This window comes from Brevundimonas bullata, from assembly GCF_014207965.1.
Taxonomy (GTDB): domain Bacteria; phylum Pseudomonadota; class Alphaproteobacteria; order Caulobacterales; family Caulobacteraceae; genus Brevundimonas; species Brevundimonas bullata_A.
This window is the reverse complement of the sequence record NZ_JACHLM010000003.1, coordinates 427,104-443,374: the sequence shown is the minus strand read 5'-3', so window position 1 is coordinate 443,374 and position 16,271 is coordinate 427,104. Positions and strand designations below refer to the sequence as shown.

General features: G+C 62.3%; 21 protein-coding genes. 12 read left to right on the top strand and 9 right to left on the bottom strand.

The features are described from left to right. Positions 1 to 8 precede the first annotated feature (8 nt). The 3 genes from HNP51_RS10895 (at position 9) to HNP51_RS10885 (ending at position 1,301) form a co-directional block, all read left to right on the top strand. Positions 9 to 356 (top strand): helix-turn-helix domain-containing protein, encoded by a 348-nt coding sequence (locus tag HNP51_RS10895; RefSeq protein WP_184269577.1) that lies wholly within the window; start codon positions 9 to 11, stop codon positions 354 to 356. Between the two features lie 71 nt (positions 357 to 427). Continuing rightward, positions 428 to 853 carry a helix-turn-helix domain-containing protein gene (locus HNP51_RS10890; RefSeq protein ID WP_184751194.1) on the top strand — a complete coding sequence of 142 codons (426 nt, stop codon included), beginning with the start codon at positions 428 to 430 and terminating at the stop codon, positions 851 to 853. After that, entirely contained in the window at positions 846 to 1,301 is a 456-nt protein-coding gene (locus HNP51_RS10885; RefSeq protein ID WP_184269581.1) for a TetR/AcrR family transcriptional regulator, read from the top strand. Before HNP51_RS10890 ends, HNP51_RS10885 begins: the two co-directional genes overlap by 8 nt. Here the strand turns inward: HNP51_RS10885 and HNP51_RS18590 are convergent. Then, positions 1,289 to 1,477: a hypothetical protein gene (locus HNP51_RS18590; protein ID WP_260398420.1), complete on the bottom strand. Its 189-nt coding sequence runs from the start codon at positions 1,475 to 1,477 to the stop codon at positions 1,289 to 1,291. The two genes, HNP51_RS10885 and HNP51_RS18590, sit on opposite strands and share 13 nt — an antisense overlap. Here HNP51_RS18590 and HNP51_RS19000 point away from each other — a divergent pair. The 7 genes from HNP51_RS19000 to HNP51_RS10850 all read left to right on the top strand — a co-directional run bounded on the left by HNP51_RS19000 (position 1,403) and on the right by HNP51_RS10850 (position 7,659). Continuing rightward, positions 1,403 to 1,897: a TetR/AcrR family transcriptional regulator gene (locus HNP51_RS19000; RefSeq protein WP_409360118.1), complete on the top strand. Its 495-nt coding sequence runs from the start codon at positions 1,403 to 1,405 to the stop codon at positions 1,895 to 1,897. The genes HNP51_RS18590 and HNP51_RS19000 overlap by 75 nt on opposite strands. A gap of 559 nt (positions 1,898 to 2,456) precedes the next feature. Next, positions 2,457 to 3,407, top strand: coding sequence for a flagellin (locus HNP51_RS10875; protein WP_184269585.1), 951 nt, complete (start codon positions 2,457 to 2,459; stop codon positions 3,405 to 3,407). A 242-nt stretch (positions 3,408 to 3,649) separates the two neighbouring features. Continuing rightward, on the top strand, positions 3,650 to 4,069 hold the full coding sequence (locus HNP51_RS10870; protein ID WP_184269587.1) for a flagellar biosynthesis repressor FlbT: 420 nt from the start codon (positions 3,650 to 3,652) through the stop codon (positions 4,067 to 4,069). A 217-nt stretch (positions 4,070 to 4,286) separates the two neighbouring features. Further along, entirely contained in the window at positions 4,287 to 5,228 is a 942-nt protein-coding gene (locus tag HNP51_RS10865; protein ID WP_184269589.1) for a flagellin, read from the top strand. A gap of 118 nt (positions 5,229 to 5,346) precedes the next feature. Further along, positions 5,347 to 6,240 (top strand): flagellin, encoded by an 894-nt coding sequence (locus HNP51_RS10860; RefSeq protein WP_184269591.1) that lies wholly within the window; start codon positions 5,347 to 5,349, stop codon positions 6,238 to 6,240. A gap of 119 nt (positions 6,241 to 6,359) precedes the next feature. Further along, on the top strand, positions 6,360 to 7,253 hold the full coding sequence (locus HNP51_RS10855; protein WP_184269593.1) for a flagellin: 894 nt from the start codon (positions 6,360 to 6,362) through the stop codon (positions 7,251 to 7,253). An 88-nt stretch (positions 7,254 to 7,341) separates the two neighbouring features. Continuing rightward, complete coding sequence (locus tag HNP51_RS10850) at positions 7,342 to 7,659, top strand: flagellar protein FlaG (RefSeq protein ID WP_184269595.1); 318 nt, start codon at positions 7,342 to 7,344, stop codon at positions 7,657 to 7,659. A 528-nt stretch (positions 7,660 to 8,187) separates the two neighbouring features. On the opposite strand, the gene HNP51_RS10845 is transcribed toward HNP51_RS10850, so the two are convergent. Then, on the bottom strand, positions 8,188 to 8,646 hold the full coding sequence (locus tag HNP51_RS10845) for a hypothetical protein (RefSeq protein WP_184269597.1): 459 nt from the start codon (positions 8,644 to 8,646) through the stop codon (positions 8,188 to 8,190). Positions 8,647 to 8,799: 153 nt separating this feature from the next. On the opposite strand from HNP51_RS10845, the gene HNP51_RS10840 reads away from it, so the two are divergent. After that, the gene (locus HNP51_RS10840; RefSeq protein ID WP_184269599.1) at positions 8,800 to 9,300 is read left to right on the top strand and encodes a MucR family transcriptional regulator; all 501 of its coding nucleotides are present in this window, start codon (positions 8,800 to 8,802) and stop codon (positions 9,298 to 9,300) included. A 328-nt stretch (positions 9,301 to 9,628) separates the two neighbouring features. Here HNP51_RS10840 and HNP51_RS10835 read toward each other — a convergent pair whose 3' ends face one another. Together HNP51_RS10835 and HNP51_RS18995 are read right to left on the bottom strand one after the other, a co-directional pair. Further along, on the bottom strand, positions 9,629 to 9,868 hold the full coding sequence (locus tag HNP51_RS10835) for a hypothetical protein (protein ID WP_184269601.1): 240 nt from the start codon (positions 9,866 to 9,868) through the stop codon (positions 9,629 to 9,631). A 23-nt stretch (positions 9,869 to 9,891) separates the two neighbouring features. Then, entirely contained in the window at positions 9,892 to 10,128 is a 237-nt protein-coding gene (locus HNP51_RS18995) for an excalibur calcium-binding domain-containing protein (RefSeq protein WP_409360115.1), read from the bottom strand. 497 nt (positions 10,129 to 10,625) lie between these two features. Between HNP51_RS18995 and HNP51_RS10830 the strand changes: the two genes are divergently transcribed. Further along, entirely contained in the window at positions 10,626 to 11,537 is a 912-nt protein-coding gene (locus tag HNP51_RS10830; protein ID WP_184269603.1) for a HEPN domain-containing protein, read from the top strand. A 27-nt stretch (positions 11,538 to 11,564) separates the two neighbouring features. Here the strand turns inward: HNP51_RS10830 and HNP51_RS10825 are convergent, their stop codons facing one another. The 5 genes from HNP51_RS10825 to HNP51_RS10805 form a co-directional block, all read right to left on the bottom strand. Further along, complete coding sequence (locus HNP51_RS10825) at positions 11,565 to 12,740, bottom strand: DegT/DnrJ/EryC1/StrS aminotransferase family protein (RefSeq protein WP_184269605.1); 1,176 nt, start codon at positions 12,738 to 12,740, stop codon at positions 11,565 to 11,567. After that, positions 12,733 to 13,365 (bottom strand): acetyltransferase, encoded by a 633-nt coding sequence (locus HNP51_RS10820; protein ID WP_184269607.1) that lies wholly within the window; start codon positions 13,363 to 13,365, stop codon positions 12,733 to 12,735. The genes HNP51_RS10825 and HNP51_RS10820 overlap by 8 nt, the downstream gene beginning before the upstream one ends. Then, positions 13,362 to 13,970 carry a sugar transferase gene (locus HNP51_RS10815; protein ID WP_260398421.1) on the bottom strand — a complete coding sequence of 203 codons (609 nt, stop codon included), beginning with the start codon at positions 13,968 to 13,970 and terminating at the stop codon, positions 13,362 to 13,364. The genes HNP51_RS10820 and HNP51_RS10815 overlap by 4 nt, the downstream gene beginning before the upstream one ends. 38 nt (positions 13,971 to 14,008) lie before the next feature. Continuing rightward, the gene (locus HNP51_RS10810) at positions 14,009 to 15,007 is read right to left on the bottom strand and encodes an NAD-dependent epimerase/dehydratase family protein (protein WP_184269611.1); all 999 of its coding nucleotides are present in this window, start codon (positions 15,005 to 15,007) and stop codon (positions 14,009 to 14,011) included. 103 nt (positions 15,008 to 15,110) lie between these two features. After that, positions 15,111 to 16,259, bottom strand: coding sequence for a glycosyltransferase family 4 protein (locus tag HNP51_RS10805; RefSeq protein ID WP_184269613.1), 1,149 nt, complete (start codon positions 16,257 to 16,259; stop codon positions 15,111 to 15,113). Positions 16,260 to 16,271: the final 12 nt, after the last annotated feature.

The window sequence follows — 16,271 nt, the reverse complement described above, 5'->3', positions numbered from 1 at the left end:
AAAAGGCTATGACGCGCGACCGGATTCTCATGGCGGCGAGAGCGCTTTTCGCGGACAGACCCTATGCTCAGGCCAGGCTTCGCGACGTCAGCCGCATGTCGGGCGTGAGCATCGGCGGTCTTCATGGGCATTTTTCCGACAAGGCCGATCTCTGGCGGGCGGCCATGGAATGCGAACCGCCCCTCGACAGCGATCTCGTGCGCGCGTCGGGCCGTCTTCTCGACATGCTTCGCGGTTTGCACGCCGCCAGGCTGGCGGATTCGACCGAAGCGGCGGATCGTCGATCGGCGTGGCGCCGGGCTGAGGCGGTGCTGGCCCAGTTCGAGGGGGATGATGAGCGGGAGCAGGGCATTTGACCGCCGGCCGTGACGCCATCAGCGCTGACACGAAAGCCGGCGGGGACGACAGCTGTCTGCCGGGAAAGCGCTTGTCGACGCGTCGTTTCCGCAACAAGGCGATCACGCGAGCCTATCTCGTCGCGGTCGCAGGCGCCGTTTTCGACCTCTACCCCTATGAAGCCGCGACCATGCGAAGGATCGCGGCCCAGGCGCGGGTGTCGGTGGGGACGATGTTTGCGCATTTCCCCGATAAGGCGGGCCTCTGGCGGGCCGCTATGGGCTGCGAGCCGCCAGTCGACAGCCGCCTATCCCGATCAGCGCTAAGCCTCTTCGAAGCGCTGGAGGCGCTCGTCGCCACGCGGACGCCGGAGGATGAGGATCTCCTGTGGGAGGAGGCCGAAGCCCTCGTCAGGGTTCTGCAGCCTGCCGCCATTCGAGAGATCCACGCAGCGGGCGGCGCGCGAGCGCGCCCCTCCAGACGCAGCGCAGCAACCGCAGGCCTGGCCCATGAATGACCTCACGCCAAGGGGCGGGCGCGCCCAGGCCAAGGCGGCGACCCGGGCCCGGATCGTTGCCGCGGCGCGCTCGCTCTTCACCCTCATTCCCTATGAACAGGCGACCCTTCGCCATATCTGTCAGGAGGCGGGCGTGACCATGGGGGCGGTCACCAACCACTTCGTCGACAAGGCTGAAATCTGGCGCGCCGCCATGCAGTGTGAGCCGCCCGTCGACAGCGCCCTGACGCGCGCGGCGGGCTCCATGCTGGCGGCGCTCAAGAGCCTGGTGGCCCTGAAGAACGACCCGGCGGCTCTGGCCGCCCCGAACGAGCGCGTCGACCTGGCCTGGGCAGCCGCGGAAAAGGCTATCGCCCAGGCGGAAGGTGGAATGGCGGTCAGGTCCCCGGCGCCGGGGGAGGGTCACGAAACCCCGGAGGGATCATCCGGCGGTCGTCATCCCTCATGAAAGGTGAAAAGGGACAGGCCGGCGCAGCCGGCGATCCGCTGACGATAGAAGAGATGAACGGTCGCCTGCTGGAAGGTGAGGCTGCGGGGGATGATGCGCGAATGCGGGGGCAGGATAGCGAAGCGGCCCTCGCCGACGTCGTCCCGGCTGCGCAGTCTGGCGGCGGTCGTCGCCATGGGCCCGACAGCGGACGCCAGGTAAGCAAGCGTCAGACTCGCGAGCGCATTCTGCGGGCGGCGCGTCGGGTCTTTGAGACCTCTCCCTATGAGACGGCTACAACCCGTCTCATCGCCGGTGTGGCCGAGATTTCTCCTGCGTCCCTGTTCAAGCATTTTCCTGACAAGGCCGAGCTCTGGCGCACCGCCATGGGATGCGAGCCGCCGGTGGATTCGCCTGAGGCGCGACGGGCGCCAGACGCCATTGAAGCGCTTCGCCGCCTTCTCACCTTCCGGCCCGAGGACTGGGCCGATCCGACGCGGCCGGAACGGGCCGCGGCCTGGCGGGCGGCCGAGGAAGCGCTGAGCGCTTACAAACAGGGGGGCGGTTTCGAGCCTGCGCCCCGACGCCCGCTGCGCCGACAGCGGACCAGCCTCTAGCCTGCCTCTAGAGAGCAGGCGCCAAAGGGCGCCGGGATAGGTTCGCCGGGCGCGGGTCCTCAAGCGGCGCCATGACGCGGATCGGAGCCACCATGAACGTCCTCGAGACGTAAAAGGCCGGCGCCACGCGTTGCGAGGCTAAGACGCGTCCGCCTTGGGCGGAAAGCCGGTTTGACCAAGCCTGTCCCTGTAAATCGGGGGCTGCAAAATCGCCGCAAGTCTCGGGATAGGCAAACTGGCCAGCAGAAACGCCGGACGCGCCTTATAATCCGGGCGCTGGGCTCGAGCCTGCTTTCATGAAGCCGGAAGAACCCTGCAGAGGCCGCCTTCAGGTCTGCCGGCAGGGGGCGAGCAAGGCATGAGGCGACGCCGGTCTTGGCCTCTCAAAGGCTTTCAGGGCGGCATCTTTTACCGATCACCCGGCAGAAACATCCTTAACGAGCCTTGATATATATTTTAAGATGTTGATTTAAAAGAATAAACATATGGCTCGGAACTTGATGGAGTGTTGCTGAACCTTGCTCACGCGTCGCGCGACGCACATCAACAGGACGCACCCATGGCGCAGAACAGCATCAACACCAATGTCGGCGCGCTGATAGCCCTGCAGAACCTCAACCAGACCAACCGCGACCTGAACGTGGCCCAGAACCGGGTCAATACCGGGCTCAAGGTGGCGACGGCCAAGGACAACGGGGCTGTGTTCGGCATCGCCGCGACGCAGAAAGCCGAAATGAGCGCGCTCGATGCGGTGAAGCAGTCGATGCAGCGGGGGCAGTCGATCGTTGATGTGGCCCTGGCCGCAGGCGACACCGTCATGAGCGCCCTGAGCGAACTCAAGAGCCTGGCCGTGGCCATCGCCGACGCGCCCCGGGCCTTGGCGGACCCCGCGGATCCGGCCTCTGAAATGGTGCTTGGTGAAAGCGGCAAGAAGCTGGTCGCGGATTTCGAGGCCCTGACCAAGGAGATCCACATGGCCTTGGCCGGCGCCACCTTCGACGGCGTCAACCTGTTCAAGAAGCAGACGGCCGACCTCAAGGTCATCTACGGCACCAAGCCGGGCGAGACGTTCCAGCTGAAGGCGTTAGCTGAGGACGCCACCGCCGACATTTTCAAGTTTGGGTCGACGGCCACCACCCCGCCCGCTCCCCGCGTGGTCGGCGAATATGACCAGGCGACGGGCGCCTGGTCGCCCCTGGCTCAAGGAACCAAGGCAGAGGTCGACGCCAAGCTGGGCTTCTATTCCGTGGCCAATGTCGAGAAAGCCCTGGCTGGCTTCACTGACACGCTGGCCCAGATCGGCACCAAGTCCAAGTCGATCGACCGTCAAATCACCTATCTGGGCAAGCTTCAGGATTCTCTGGAGACCGGCGTCGGCAATCTTATCGATGCGGACCTCGCTAAGGAAAGCGCCAAGCTGACCGCCCTGCAGACCAAGCAGCAGCTAGGGGTCCAGGCGCTTTCGATCGCCAACCAGGGACCGAGCATCATCCTGAAGCTGTTCCAGTAGGTTCGCGCCAGCTAATCCCCGCCGCTCCGCGACGCGCTCGTCCTTCTCCTTAGGGGGAGCGGGATGGCGGTCGGCGGGGGCTCTATGCGCACGGCCGTTCTGGTCCGGCATGGAATGTTCTAAGGCAGGTTTGCGCGCCCGCGTCCGAAGGCAGCCGCCATCTTGCGCCGGGGCGTCTGACCGTTTGAAGCCTTTCGATTGAAGTTCCGTGCTGGAGGCTTCCGAAACTCAGGAGAGCGACATTGGGGTTGTTGATCTGGCTCAAGCCGGGCGAGGAAATCATGCTCAACGGCGCGCGTGTCGAAAATCCGCATCCCCACAAGATCCGCCTGCAACTGAACAACCATGTCCGTGTCCTGCGTGAACGCGATCGATTTGAGCTGCCGTCGAGCCCGTCTTGCTGCGAAAGGGTCTACCATGAAGCCATGCTGCTCAGCGGCGGCGATCCGGCCGGTAGTCTGGGACGGCTTCGCGACGCCGTAGAAGCCTTGCAGGCTGCGCCGATCGCTGCGGCGTCAGCTGAAGAGGTTGAGCGCCGGCTTGAGCGCATTTGCGAGCATGCGGCGGGGGGACGTTTTTACGAGGCCATGGTTGAGGCGAGGGGGCTGATCGCCCTGGAGCGCCCTGACCACCCGCTGCTGCCGCGTCAATCCGAATCCTGAAGCGTCCATTGGCGGCCCGCCATGGGCGGCAAGAATTGCCGGGCGCCCGGCAGAATGTGCCTGGCCTGCGGATTCTGCCTAGCGTATCGAGCCTCTGATGATTGAATCCAAAGGGAAAAAATCGGCGAAATTTTCGGCCTAAATATTGATGGGAGAGGGGTGAGCACAAGGCTCAGGCGTCAGAACGACGCTGCACTCTTCCGAAGGAAACAGGCGCATGGCGCTCAACAGCATCAACACCAATACCGGCGCACTCGTGGCGCTGCAGAACCTTAACCAGACCAACCGTGACCTGGGCGTCGCCCAGAGCCGCGTCAACACTGGTCTTAAGGTCTCTTCGGCCAAGGACAATGGCGCCATCTTCGCCATCGCCTCCGGCCAACGCGCCGAAATGGCCGCTCTCGACTCCGTCAAACAGTCCATGCAACGCGGTCAATCGATCGTCGACGTCGCCATGGCGGCCGGCGATACGGTGATGACCGCCTTGAACGAGCTGAAAAGCCTGGCGGTCGCCATTCAGGACGCGCCCAAGGCTTACGCCGCTGACGGCACGACCGTCACGGGCATGGGCGAAAGCGGCAAGAAGCTGGTCGCCGATTTCGAAGCTATCGTGAAGGAAATCCATACCTCGCTGGCCGGCGCGACCTTCGACGGCGTCAACCTGTTCAAGGCCCAGGCCGCCGACCTCAAGGTAGCCACCGGCACAGGCACGGGCTCGACCTTCACCCTTAAGGCTAGCGGAGCCGCAGCCACGGCCGCCGCCGCCAGCTTCGCTTTTGGCAGCACCCAGAACACCACGGCCGGAGACGCAACCTTCGACCAGGCCACGGGCGTCTGGGCCGCCAAGACGACCTCTACGAGCACAGCGGCTCCTACGGCCTATACGGATTATTCGGTCGCTGAAGTCGAGAAGGCCATCACCGCCTTCACCGGCACCCTGGCGGACCTCGGCACCAAGTCCAAGTCACTGGATCGCCAGCTGACCTTCACCGCCAAGATGCAGGACGCCCTGGAGACAGGCGTCGGCAACCTGGTGGACGCGGATCTGGCCAAGGAAAGCGCCCGACTGACCGCCCTGCAGACCAAGCAACAGCTTGGCGTGCAGGCCCTGTCGATCGCCAACCAGTCCTCGAGCATCGTGCTCAGCCTGTTCCGTTAAGGATCAGGCGCGGCCCGGCTACGGCCGGTCCGGCTCTTTTCCCCGCAACGGTTTTCAGGCCGGGGCGGGGGGAAACAGGCGTCAGAATGGCGTCGCATATCCAGAAGGAAACTGAACCATGGCGTTGAACAGCATCAACACCAATACCGGCGCACTTGTGGCGTTGCAGAACCTCAACCAGACCAACCGCGACCTGGGCGTCGCCCAGAGCCGCATCAACACTGGTTTGAAGGTGTCTTCGGCCAAGGACAATGGCGCCATCTTCGCCATCGCCGCCGGGCAGCGGTCGGAAATGGCGGCCTTGGACTCGGTCAAGCAGTCCATGCAACGCGGTCAATCGATCGTCGACGTCGCCATGGCGGCCGGCGATACGGTGATGAGCGCCCTGACCGAGCTGAAAAGCCTGGCGGTGGCGATCAAGGACAACACCACCTACGACGCCGCAGGCACGACCAAGACGGGCTACACTGACAGCGGCAAGAAGCTGGTCGCGGACTTTGAAGCCATCGTCCAGGAGATCCACTCCGCCCTTGGCGGCGCCACCTTCGACGGCGTCAATATCTTCAAAGAGCAAACCTCTGATCTGAAGGTGATGACGGGCACGTCGTCCAGCATGGTGCTGAAAGGCGCTTTCGCCGCCGGTACGCCCGCCACCAATCCCGCCGCGGACGCCGACTTTATGTTCGGGGGCACGGCGGCGGCAGGGGTCTGGACCAAGGCCGCCGCCGTAGATGACCAAGACTACAGCGTCACCGATGTCGAATCGGCCATCACCGCCTTTACCGGCGTGCTGGCGGATCTTGGCACCAAGTCGAAGTCTCTGGACCGGCAGCTGACCTTCACCGCCAAGATGCAGGACGCCCTTGAAACAGGCGTCGGCAACCTGGTGGATGCGGATCTGGCCAAGGAAAGCGCTCGGCTGACCGCCCTGCAAACCAAGCAGCAGCTTGGCGTGCAGGCTCTGTCGATCGCCAACCAGTCCTCGAGCATCGTGCTCAGCCTGTTCCGTTAAGGTTCAGGCGCGGCCCGGTTTCGTCCGGTCCGGCTCTTCCTCCCCGCAACGGCTTCCGGGCCGGGGCGGGGGGAAACAGGCGTCAGAACGGCGTCGCATATCCAGAAGGAACATGAACCATGGCGTTGAACAGCATCAACACCAATACCGGCGCACTCGTGGCGCTGCAGAACCTTAACCAGACCAATCGTGACCTCGGCGTCGCCCAGAGCCGGATCAATACGGGCCTGAAGGTGTCTTCGGCCAAGGACAATGGCGCCATCTTCGCCATCGCCGCCGGGCAGCGGTCGGAAATGGCGGCCTTGGACTCGGTCAAGCAGTCCATGCAACGCGGTCAATCGATCGTCGACGTCGCCATGGCGGCCGGCGATACGGTGATGAGCGCCCTGACCGAGCTGAAAAGTCTGGCGGTGGCGATCAAGGACAACACCACCTACGACGCCGCAGGCACGACCAAGACGGGCTACACTGACAGCGGCAAGAAGCTGGTCGCGGACTTTGAAGCCATCGTCCAGGAGATCCACTCCGCCCTTGGCGGCGCTACCTTCGACGGCGTCAATATCTTCAAAGAGCAAACCTCTGACCTGAAGGTGATGACGGGCACGTCGTCCAGCATGGTGCTGAAAGGCGCTTTCGCCGCCGGTGCGCCCGCCACCAATCCCGCCGCGGACGCCGACTTTATGTTCGGGGGCACGGCGGCGGCAGGGGTCTGGACCAAGGCCGCCGCCGTGGATGACCAAGACTACAGCGTCACCGATGTCGAATCGGCCATCACCGCCTTTACCGGCGTGCTGGCGGATCTGGGCACCAAGTCGAAGTCTCTGGACCGGCAGTTGACCTTCACCGCCAAGATGCAGGACGCCCTGGAAACAGGCGTCGGCAACCTGGTGGATGCTGATCTGGCCAAGGAAAGCGCTCGGCTGACCGCCCTGCAAACCAAGCAACAGCTTGGCGTGCAGGCCCTGTCGATCGCCAACCAGTCCTCGAGCATCGTGCTTAGCCTGTTCCGTTAAGGATCAGGTCGTTGCGGGGGCGGCTCCGGCCGCCCCCGTTCTTCTTTAATGACACCCAGTCGTGCTGGGGCTTCAAGGAGCCATAACGATGGATGTGTTGCTTTCCCCTGGGGCCGATCTGGCCAGGACCGATCTCTCCCTGGATATCGCCGCCAGCCCTGTTCCGGCGCCGCCGCCCCCCGTCGCCGCTCAAGGCCAGGCGGCCGAGCCGGGCCATTCTCGCATGATCATCGAGGAGCGCGATGGTCGTTATATCTACAAGATCTATGATCCGCGGACCGGAGAAGTCCTGCGTCAAGTGCCTCGTGAAGAACTGCTGCGCCATCGCGAAGCCCTTCAGGAGGCGGCCGAGCGGCTCCAGTCCGGTCAGTCCCCAGTCTCTCAACTCGGGGCAGTCATTGTCTAAAGGTCCGACGCGCCAGCCTTAGGCGACATCAGGCGCTAGGAATTGAAACTTGGCGCGCCCGATCGGGCGGGAAGACCTCCGACGGGCAAGGAGACCAATGTTCTGGACCGGGGCGGTTGCGCCGCCTAAGGAGGGGCATCCCCCCGGGGGACGGCGACCCGGCTTGAGAGCGATCCCCCCTTTGCGTTGTCGCCGGGTCGCTTGCCGACGCTGTCGGGCCATACGACCGAGGACGCTTCTCTCCTCGAGGCGTTGGGGCGTGATATGCGCTTGCGGTTTGTCGCCGGGTCTGTCGCTTGCAAACCATATCCGCAGGCATCGGCCCTGCGGCTGCGCTCGGACCGGACGTATCGGCCATCATGCTCTGGTTTTGGTCCCGGTGGCCAATCGCAGCGCACCGCGGAATCGAAAGACGCCGGCCTTCAGCCGGCCTTTGATATCCGCGCCTTCACAAAACGCAGCATCGGTCGGGCGCCTCGCTGGCTCTCTGCGTTCCGGCCTTGTGTCATCCTCGCGCCCGTTCGGCGTTCAGTCACACCTCATCGGCGGCCTCTCCAGCCGGACCTTCGGCTTGGCGCTGCGATTGAGGGCAGGGGTGAACCTCGCGATGAGGGCCTCTTCCTCCGTGCTGCAAAGCGACACCGACTGCCCAAAGAGTTCGATATGGGCGGACGCGCGTCCCCATATGCTGATCCTGGCGCCGGTCCGAAGCGCTTCGGCGAGATAGGCGCCGTTGCGAAGACCAGCCCGGCTTCCGGCCGTTCCGTTGAAGCCCGCCTGATGCTCACGGCAGCGCTGACGCAGTGTCCTGCCGGCCTTTCCGACGTAGAGGATTTCAGCGGCCCCTTCCCAATGCGCCACCCATGCGTAGACGCCTCCGCTCCAGCAGCAGGCCTTGTCGATTGTAGGCGCCGGATAGTCGCCCGCCATGGCGATCCGACCGGCTTCGGTGAATCCACAGATCCTGAGCTGCTCCAAAATCTCCATGACGTCCCCCTGTTCAGCGTCAGACCCTTGCTTTGCAATTAAACGAGCAGTCCTGATTTGTTCTGCAAAGTATTTGTAAAACTCAGGGCATCCAGGGCTGGCGTCCGTTTCGCCATGGACTATGATTTCGATCTTCTTACGTGAAAGACTACAATGACCGAAGATAACGCGCCTGACGAACTTCTGGGCATGACGACGGAGATCGTCTCAGCCTTCGTTAGCCGAAACTTCATCGCCGCTGACGCATTGCCCGGCCTGGTCGCGAAGATCCACGGCGCGCTTGCGGCGACCAGAGCGGCGCCCCGCGAGCCTGAGCCAGAGCCCCAGGCTCCGGCGGTGTCCATCCGCAGGTCCCTGACGCCGGACGCCATCATCTGTCTTGAGGACGGGCGTCCGTTTAAATCCCTCAAGCGCCACCTCTCGATCAAATATGGTCTGACACCCGAGCAGTATCGTGAAAAATGGGGCCTCCCGGCAGACTACCCGATGGTGGCGCCAGCCTATGCGGCCAGGCGTTCGGAGCTCGCCAAATCCATAGGGCTCGGTCAGGGCGGGCGCCAGACCGCCAAGGCGGCCAACCCTGGCCCGTCACTGGGGACGCAGGAGCAGCCGGCCAAACCGCGTCGGGGTCGCCCGCCCAAGACGGTCGGCTGAGGCTGGGCGCCAGGGAGAAAGGAGCGTAGCCTGCCGGATCCAACCTCGGCTGAGGCTACGCTGCCTCGCGACTGCCTGGTCCACGCGGACTTTGTGCACACCAGGGTTGCCGCTGTCGCGTGCTCAACCTTGTTGATGATGTTACCCGCCGGCGCTTGGCGGCGATCTTCGGCACTTCGATTCCGGTACAACGCATCGTGTGCGAGCTAACAGTTTGATCAGTCGGCAGGGCTGGCCCGCCGGCGGAGCCGGTGAGCGTGAAGGCTTTAGCCGTCGTAAACAACAGCACGCCAAGATGACGCGATGCTATGGTGCTGGCGACCTGAGATCAGGCGTCCTGGTCGCCGTCCTCTGCGCTAAGGCCAGCAAACACCAGCTGCATCTCGATCCGGACCTCTTCCATGGTCTGTTGCGTCCAAGCGTGTAGCGCTCGGACGGTCTTCTCGGCCGACACTGCATCAGGCGAGAATAGACGCTCCATGACATCGGTCAGCGCCTGGTTGCGCCCCATGAGGACTCCAGCGCGATAGATTGGGTCATCCGAGGGGGCGATATCGGCTTTGTCCATAGGCGCGAGCTTATCACCACAGGCTAAATCTTGGGAACGGTGACCTCGGATAGAACCGCCGTCTGGTTTTCTAAGCTACCGTTCGCAGCCCACGCCGTCTGAGTCTCGGTCCACATGGGTCCATAGCCGGGATCGCCGCGCCGAAACGGGGCAGCGCCGGCTGCATGAGCCGCCGAGCAGTCGGCCGCGGCTCCGTTTGGCAGAGGTATGTGCGCGGCGTCGTAATGACCGAGACCTGCTCGGCCGCAGCCTATGCTCACGTCGGCTTAGCCTTCGGTCACCAGCGCGGCGAGAGAAGGCAGGAGGATCGCCTCCTCCGGTCGGAGCAGATATTCGCTATCGGCGGATGGGAGGGGCGTCGTCCGGCCGCAAGCGTGACTGAAGCCGTAGGCGACGCCTACGGCTTCAGACGCAGCAGGAAGATCGTTTTGACGCCCTCCTGGGTTTGGTTGGCCTGATCGAGATGACCTTGGGGCACTGGCGTGAGGGGGCGCTGGCGAGCGAAGCTGCTTAATAGGGAGGCTTGATGTTGGGCCAGGCAAACTTGACCGAGGCCGGGCCCGTCGACAAGTTTGGATCAAGTTCTCCCCCCAAGCTTGAGGGGATCGCATGCGCTCTGGCGCAACCTATTATTCGACGGGTCCCCAGGACCAACCCACCTGCCGTGACGGACGAGCTACCAGTCGTGTTCGCAAGGTTCGACAGCCCTCTTTACCTACGCCGTGCGGAAAGGCCTCAAATCGGTTAGGCTCGGCGGATGAAAGCCGATATCGATCATCTTCCGCAGAAACAGCAGGACGAGCTCGCTCTTATCCGCACGACCTTGCTGAATGCGTTCGAGACGGCCCTGACAGCTGGCGGGGGCGGGACCCAGCCCTGGCGACGCAACGGCAGGGTTCTGAAAATCATCCTATTCGGTTCCTACGCTCGTAACGACTGGGTGGACGAGGCGGAGAACGGCTATCAGTCTGACTTCGATCTTCTGATTGTCGTCAATCATGAGAAACTGACAGATATCGCCGCCTACTGGTGGGTCGCCGAAGACCAGATGCTGCGCGATCCCTACATAGGCCGCCCCGTCAACATCATCGTGCACACCCTGGCCGATGTGAACCAGGCCCTCAGCCGCGGCGAATCCTTTTGGTCCGATATCCATCGCGACGGAGTGATGCTCTACGACCTCCCGGGCCATCCCTTGAACGCACCCAGACCCATGACGCCGCAGGATGCTGAATCAATGGCGCAGCGGTACTTTGATCAGTGGCTTCCGAAAGTGGACGATCTAATTGAAGTAGCCAATTTCTGTCTAACCAATGGGAAGGCCAGACTCGCAGCGTTCAACCTGCACCAAGCCGTTGAGACGTCCTACATCTGCTTCTTGCTCGTGAGCAGCTTCTATTCTCCGCGATCCCACAACATCAAATTCCTCCGATCGTTGGCGGAAGACGGAGAGAAGGCCTTGGCTGAGGTCTGGCCCCGCGAGAACCGTGTTGATCGCCGGCGGTTTGAACTGCTCAAGCGGGCCTACGTCGAAGCCCGCTATTCCGATCAGTATGACGTGTCGTCAGACGATTTGGCAGAGATGGTGACCGCAGCGCAAAATCTCCGGAACAGTGTCGCAGCCGCCTGCGAGACGCGTGTCAGGGCTTTGCGAGAGGCGGTGGGCTGACTTCGTCAGGCGCCACCGCCCATGGTGTCAGGCCTGAGCCTGCGACGTGACCTCATTGATCACACTGCAGGTTTTTTCGATCTCTGCATCCGTCAGGGTCGGATGAACCAGGAAGGCTATGCTGGTTTCACCCAGGGCCTTTGCGACTGGAAGCCGCTCGGCAGGGCGCCAGCCAGTGTCGTCGAACGCCGCCTCCAGATAGACCTCCGACGCCGAGCCATGGAAGCAGGGGACGCCGCGCGCGTTGATCTCCTGGATCATCCGGTCACGCGTCCAACCCAAAGCCAAATGTTCTGGTCGGACGAAGGCGTAGAAGCGGTACCAGGCGTGCGTCACGTCGGAAGGGGTGGCAGGGACGCGCAGGAGATCATGGGCGCCACAGGCGACGACGAGCCGTTCCGCCAACTCAGTGCGACGCTTAGTCCAAGCCGTCATCCGCTCCAGTTGGATCAGGCCTATAGCAGCCTGCATCTCAATCATTCGCCAGTTGGTGCCAAAGGTATCGTGCACTAAACGTGGACCAGGTGGGTGAGGACGCTCGTAAACGGCCTCCCAGCTCTTGCCATGATCCTTGTACGACCACATCGTGGCCCAGAGCGCCTTATCATTGGTCGTGACCATGCCGCCCTCGCCGCCGGTGGTCATGATCTTGTCCTGACAGAAGGACCAAGCCCCGATGTGGCCGATGGAGCCTACGCTACGACCCTTGTACCTAGCGCCGTGGGCTTGGGCGCAGTCCTCGATCACCTTCAAACCATGTTCGCGCGCGAGCTCCACGATGGGATCCATGTCGCAGGGCATGCCGGCTAGGTGTACGCAGATGATCGCCCGGGTGCGGGGCGTAATAACAGCTGCAATGGTCTTGGCGGTGATGTTCTGACTGTCGGCGTCCACGTCGGCGAAGACGGGGATGGCGCCGGCCGTCACGATGCAGGACGCCGACGCCAGGAAGGTGCGCGACGTCGTGATGACCTCATCGCCCGAGCCAATGCCTAGAGCTTTTAGGGCGACGTCCAGCGCCACCGTGCCGTTGGCCAGGGCTACGGCATGGGCCGTGCCGGCCCAGGCGGCGAAACGGGTCTCGAACTCGCGGCACAGGTCACCCGTCCAGTAGTTCACGCGGTTGGAACGCAGCACTCCTGCGACGGCGTCTGTCTCTTGGGCGCTATAGCTCGGCCAGGGAGAGAAGGGGGTGTTAAGCATTATCTGGCTTTTGAAGAGGGCGTGCGGGAACGCCGATTACGGTTAGGTCGTCGGGTACGGACGCTATGACGGCACAGCCTGCACCAATCCTTACACGAGCTCCGATCGACACCAGTTCTCGCACCGAGGCGCCGATGCCGATCCAAGTTTCATTGCCGATGTTCACGCCTCCGGCGACATTCGCGCCCGGTGAGACATGGACGCCATGGCCGATTCGGCAATCATGATCGATGGTGGCTGCCGTATTGATGACGGCTGCGTCCCCGATTTTCGCGCCAGGATTTATCACGGCGCCAGCGAACACGACGCTGCCCGGCCCTAGAATGGCGTGTCTGCTGACCGTTGCGGCCGGATGGATAATTGAAGCGATCTGCGCTCCGAGCCTGGCCAGACGTCGTTGCTTGTGCAGTCTTACGGCATTGGCGCCGATGGCGACGACAACGCCGTCAAAATCGGCAAGACGAGTCTCCAGATCACTACCGACGCCTAAGACCGGCCAGGGCTCTCGGGTGACATCCGGCCACGCGTCATCGAAAAGACTGATCTCCGGCCAACCGCAAGCCTCTGCAGCATCGGCGACGACGCGCGCATGGCCGCCGGCCCCGAGAATGGCGAGCCGTTTCATGAGTTGGCGACCTTCTGCGAGATGACGTGCTGGGATCCTTCAAATTTCTCGGCGGTGGCAGACCCCTCGGCGGAAATGCCGTCTCGCTTGACTACCTTGAGAACCGTGAGAAAGAGGATCTTCAGGTCAAGTAGGAGTGTATGATTGTCGACATACCACACATCCAGTTGGAATTTTTCGTCCCAGCTGATGGCGTTGCGGCCGTTGACTTGAGCCCAGCCGGTAATGCCAGGGCGCATGTTGTGTCGACGGGCCTGTTCGGCGCTGTAGCGCGGCAAATACTCCATGAGCAGGGGGCGGGGGCCAACAAGGCTCATGTCGCCCTTGAACACATTCCAGAGGCCGGGCAACTCGTCCAGGCTAGTGGAGCGAAGGAACCGGCCTAAGGGTGTCAGGCGTTCGGCGTCGGACAGCGGTTGTCCGTCGGGGCCGATCACATCTCGCATCGTGCGGAATTTGATCATTTCAAACGGCCTGCCGTGCAGTCCAGGTCGCATTTGACGAAACAGGACGGGACTGCCCAAATGTCGGCGAACAACAAGCGCTGTGATGGCCAGCACAGGAGAAAGAAGCGTTAGGGCCACGCTCGATAAGGTGACGTCCATGAGGCGCTTTATAGGTGTCCGCACGGTTGGTCTGGTCATCAGAGATCGTAACGCTGTCGGAACCAGTCCACGAAGGCAGGGACGCCGACGCCGATCGGAGTTTCAGGCTTGTAGCCGGTCAGGCGTTGCAGGAGGGCAGGTGACGCCGTCGTGTTTGGAACGTCTCCGTCTTGCATAGGAAGGAAGGTCTTGATCGCGGGCTTGCCCAGAGCTTTTTCAAGTTCCTCTATATAGTCCATCAGCGGGCTAGGTTTGCCCCCCCCGATATTGACGAGGCGGAAAGGAGCGACGGGGGAAAGGGTGTCGCCTTCCACCGGCGGCCTCTCACTTGGAATGACCAGCACTAGCCTCGTAATCGCTTCGACTAGATCATCGACGTAGGTGAAGTCGCGCGACATGCGACCCTCTCCATATACCTCGATAGGGTCATCCTTCAGCATGGCGTTGGCAAACTTGAATAGCGCCATGTCCGGTCGCCCCCACGGGCCGTAGACTGTGAAGAAGCGGAAGAAGGTCGTCGGCACGCCGAACAGGTGGGCGTAGGAGTGCGCCATCAGCTCCGTAGCGCTCTTAGTGGCCGCATAGAGCGTCATCGGGTGAACGGCCTTGTCCGTCTCGCGGAACGGCATCTCCAGATTGGCACCGTATGCCGAGCTGGTCGACGCGGCCAGCAAGTGTTTCACCCCGTGCTGGCGGGCTGCCTCGAGCACGTTGAAGGTGCCGACTATGTTGGAGGAAATATAAGCTTGGGGATGCTCGATGCTGTAACGCACGCCGGCCTGGGCGGCCAAGTGTACCACGACATCGGGTTGGTGGCGCTTCCAGGCGGCGTTCAGCGCCGGGGCGTTCTCAAGCGACAGACGTTCAACAGAAAAGGCTGGGTAGGTTTCCAGAATAGTGTTCCGGTCCTCTTTCAGCTGCGGGTCGTAATAGGTGGAGAAGTTGTCGATTCCTACAACCTGATGTCCCTCCCGCAACAGTCGCTGCGCTAGATGGAAACCGATGAAGCCGGCCGTGCCGGTGACGAGAAAGCGCATCTATATGACCTGAAATGCGTGGCGGGCACATGCAACTATCAAAATAGAGGCCTTGGAACAACATTTCGTCCGAGACATCAAAAGGGCTGTCATTTTATCAGTGTTATGCTGTGCCTTTGCGAGTGAACGTTTCATAGTAGGAGGCGATTTCCTGAGCATTTCGGGTCACGTCGAGAAGATGACGAACCAGTGAAGCGCCCTGTATCGCAAGTTCTTTTGCGAAGGCGGGGTCATCAAGTGCGTGCGCGATCGCCCGGGCAAGATCGATTGGGCTGCGAGGGGAAGCAAGCCAACCGGTCTGTCCCGGGATAACAATGTCGGGAAAGCCGCCAACATCGGTCGCCACCGTCGGCACAGCGAGACAGAGCGATTCCACGGCACCGCCCAAATTTTCTGAATGCGAGGGATGCACAGCCACGTTGAACCCTGCATACAGATTAGCGACGTCGGATCGATTCCCCAAAAAAATCGCCCGATTCCCCAGCTGCCGCTGCGCGTATTCCTTAAGCTTGGCGGCATATGTTTCGGCTCCGTTCCAGGGGCCGCCGACAAACGCGACCGCCAAGTCGCGCCCCTGCTGGATGAGAAGAGCTACTGCGTCGATCAGATCCTCGTGCCCCTTTAACCCTCTTGTCTGACCCAAAATCCGTTTAGGGGCGTAGACGTAGGCTACCATCCCGATGATCTTTGTCTCAGGAGACAGTTGGTGTTGCGCCCGCAGATCAACTGGATGCGATACCCTGAACCGGTCAAGGTCGAGACCATAATATGAAAGGCCAACGCGGCGTATATCGATGCCTGCCTTCAGGTAGACGTCCTTAGTAAATCGACAACTGGCGATCCAGCGGTCCCGCGCGTTCGCGCTGACGATATCGACAGCACGCGTTACAGGGTTTTCCAAATGCAGCGGTCCTGGAACCTGAAAGATGCGAACAGGTCCGTCACGACCCATGGCTGCGCGCATGAACAGCGTCGTGCCGACGAAGTGTGAGTGAATGACGTCCGGCTCGACGGCAGCCACAAGGTCACGAAACGCTCTGCGGGCCCGCAGGAAGGTGGAGGGCATCTTCAGCCGAGCTATGTCGGTTTCCAGGACGTGCACGTGTGCACCTGCCGCGCGATATGCGGGTGCCAGTCCGTCATCGTCTGGAAGGACTACGTGAACATCGACGCCCAGCTCTCGCAAGATTTTCACCTGCCGCAGCGCCCAGGTAGCGCCCCGCGTGGTCTTTATAAGTTGCAGAGAACGCATTAATTCTTTCCG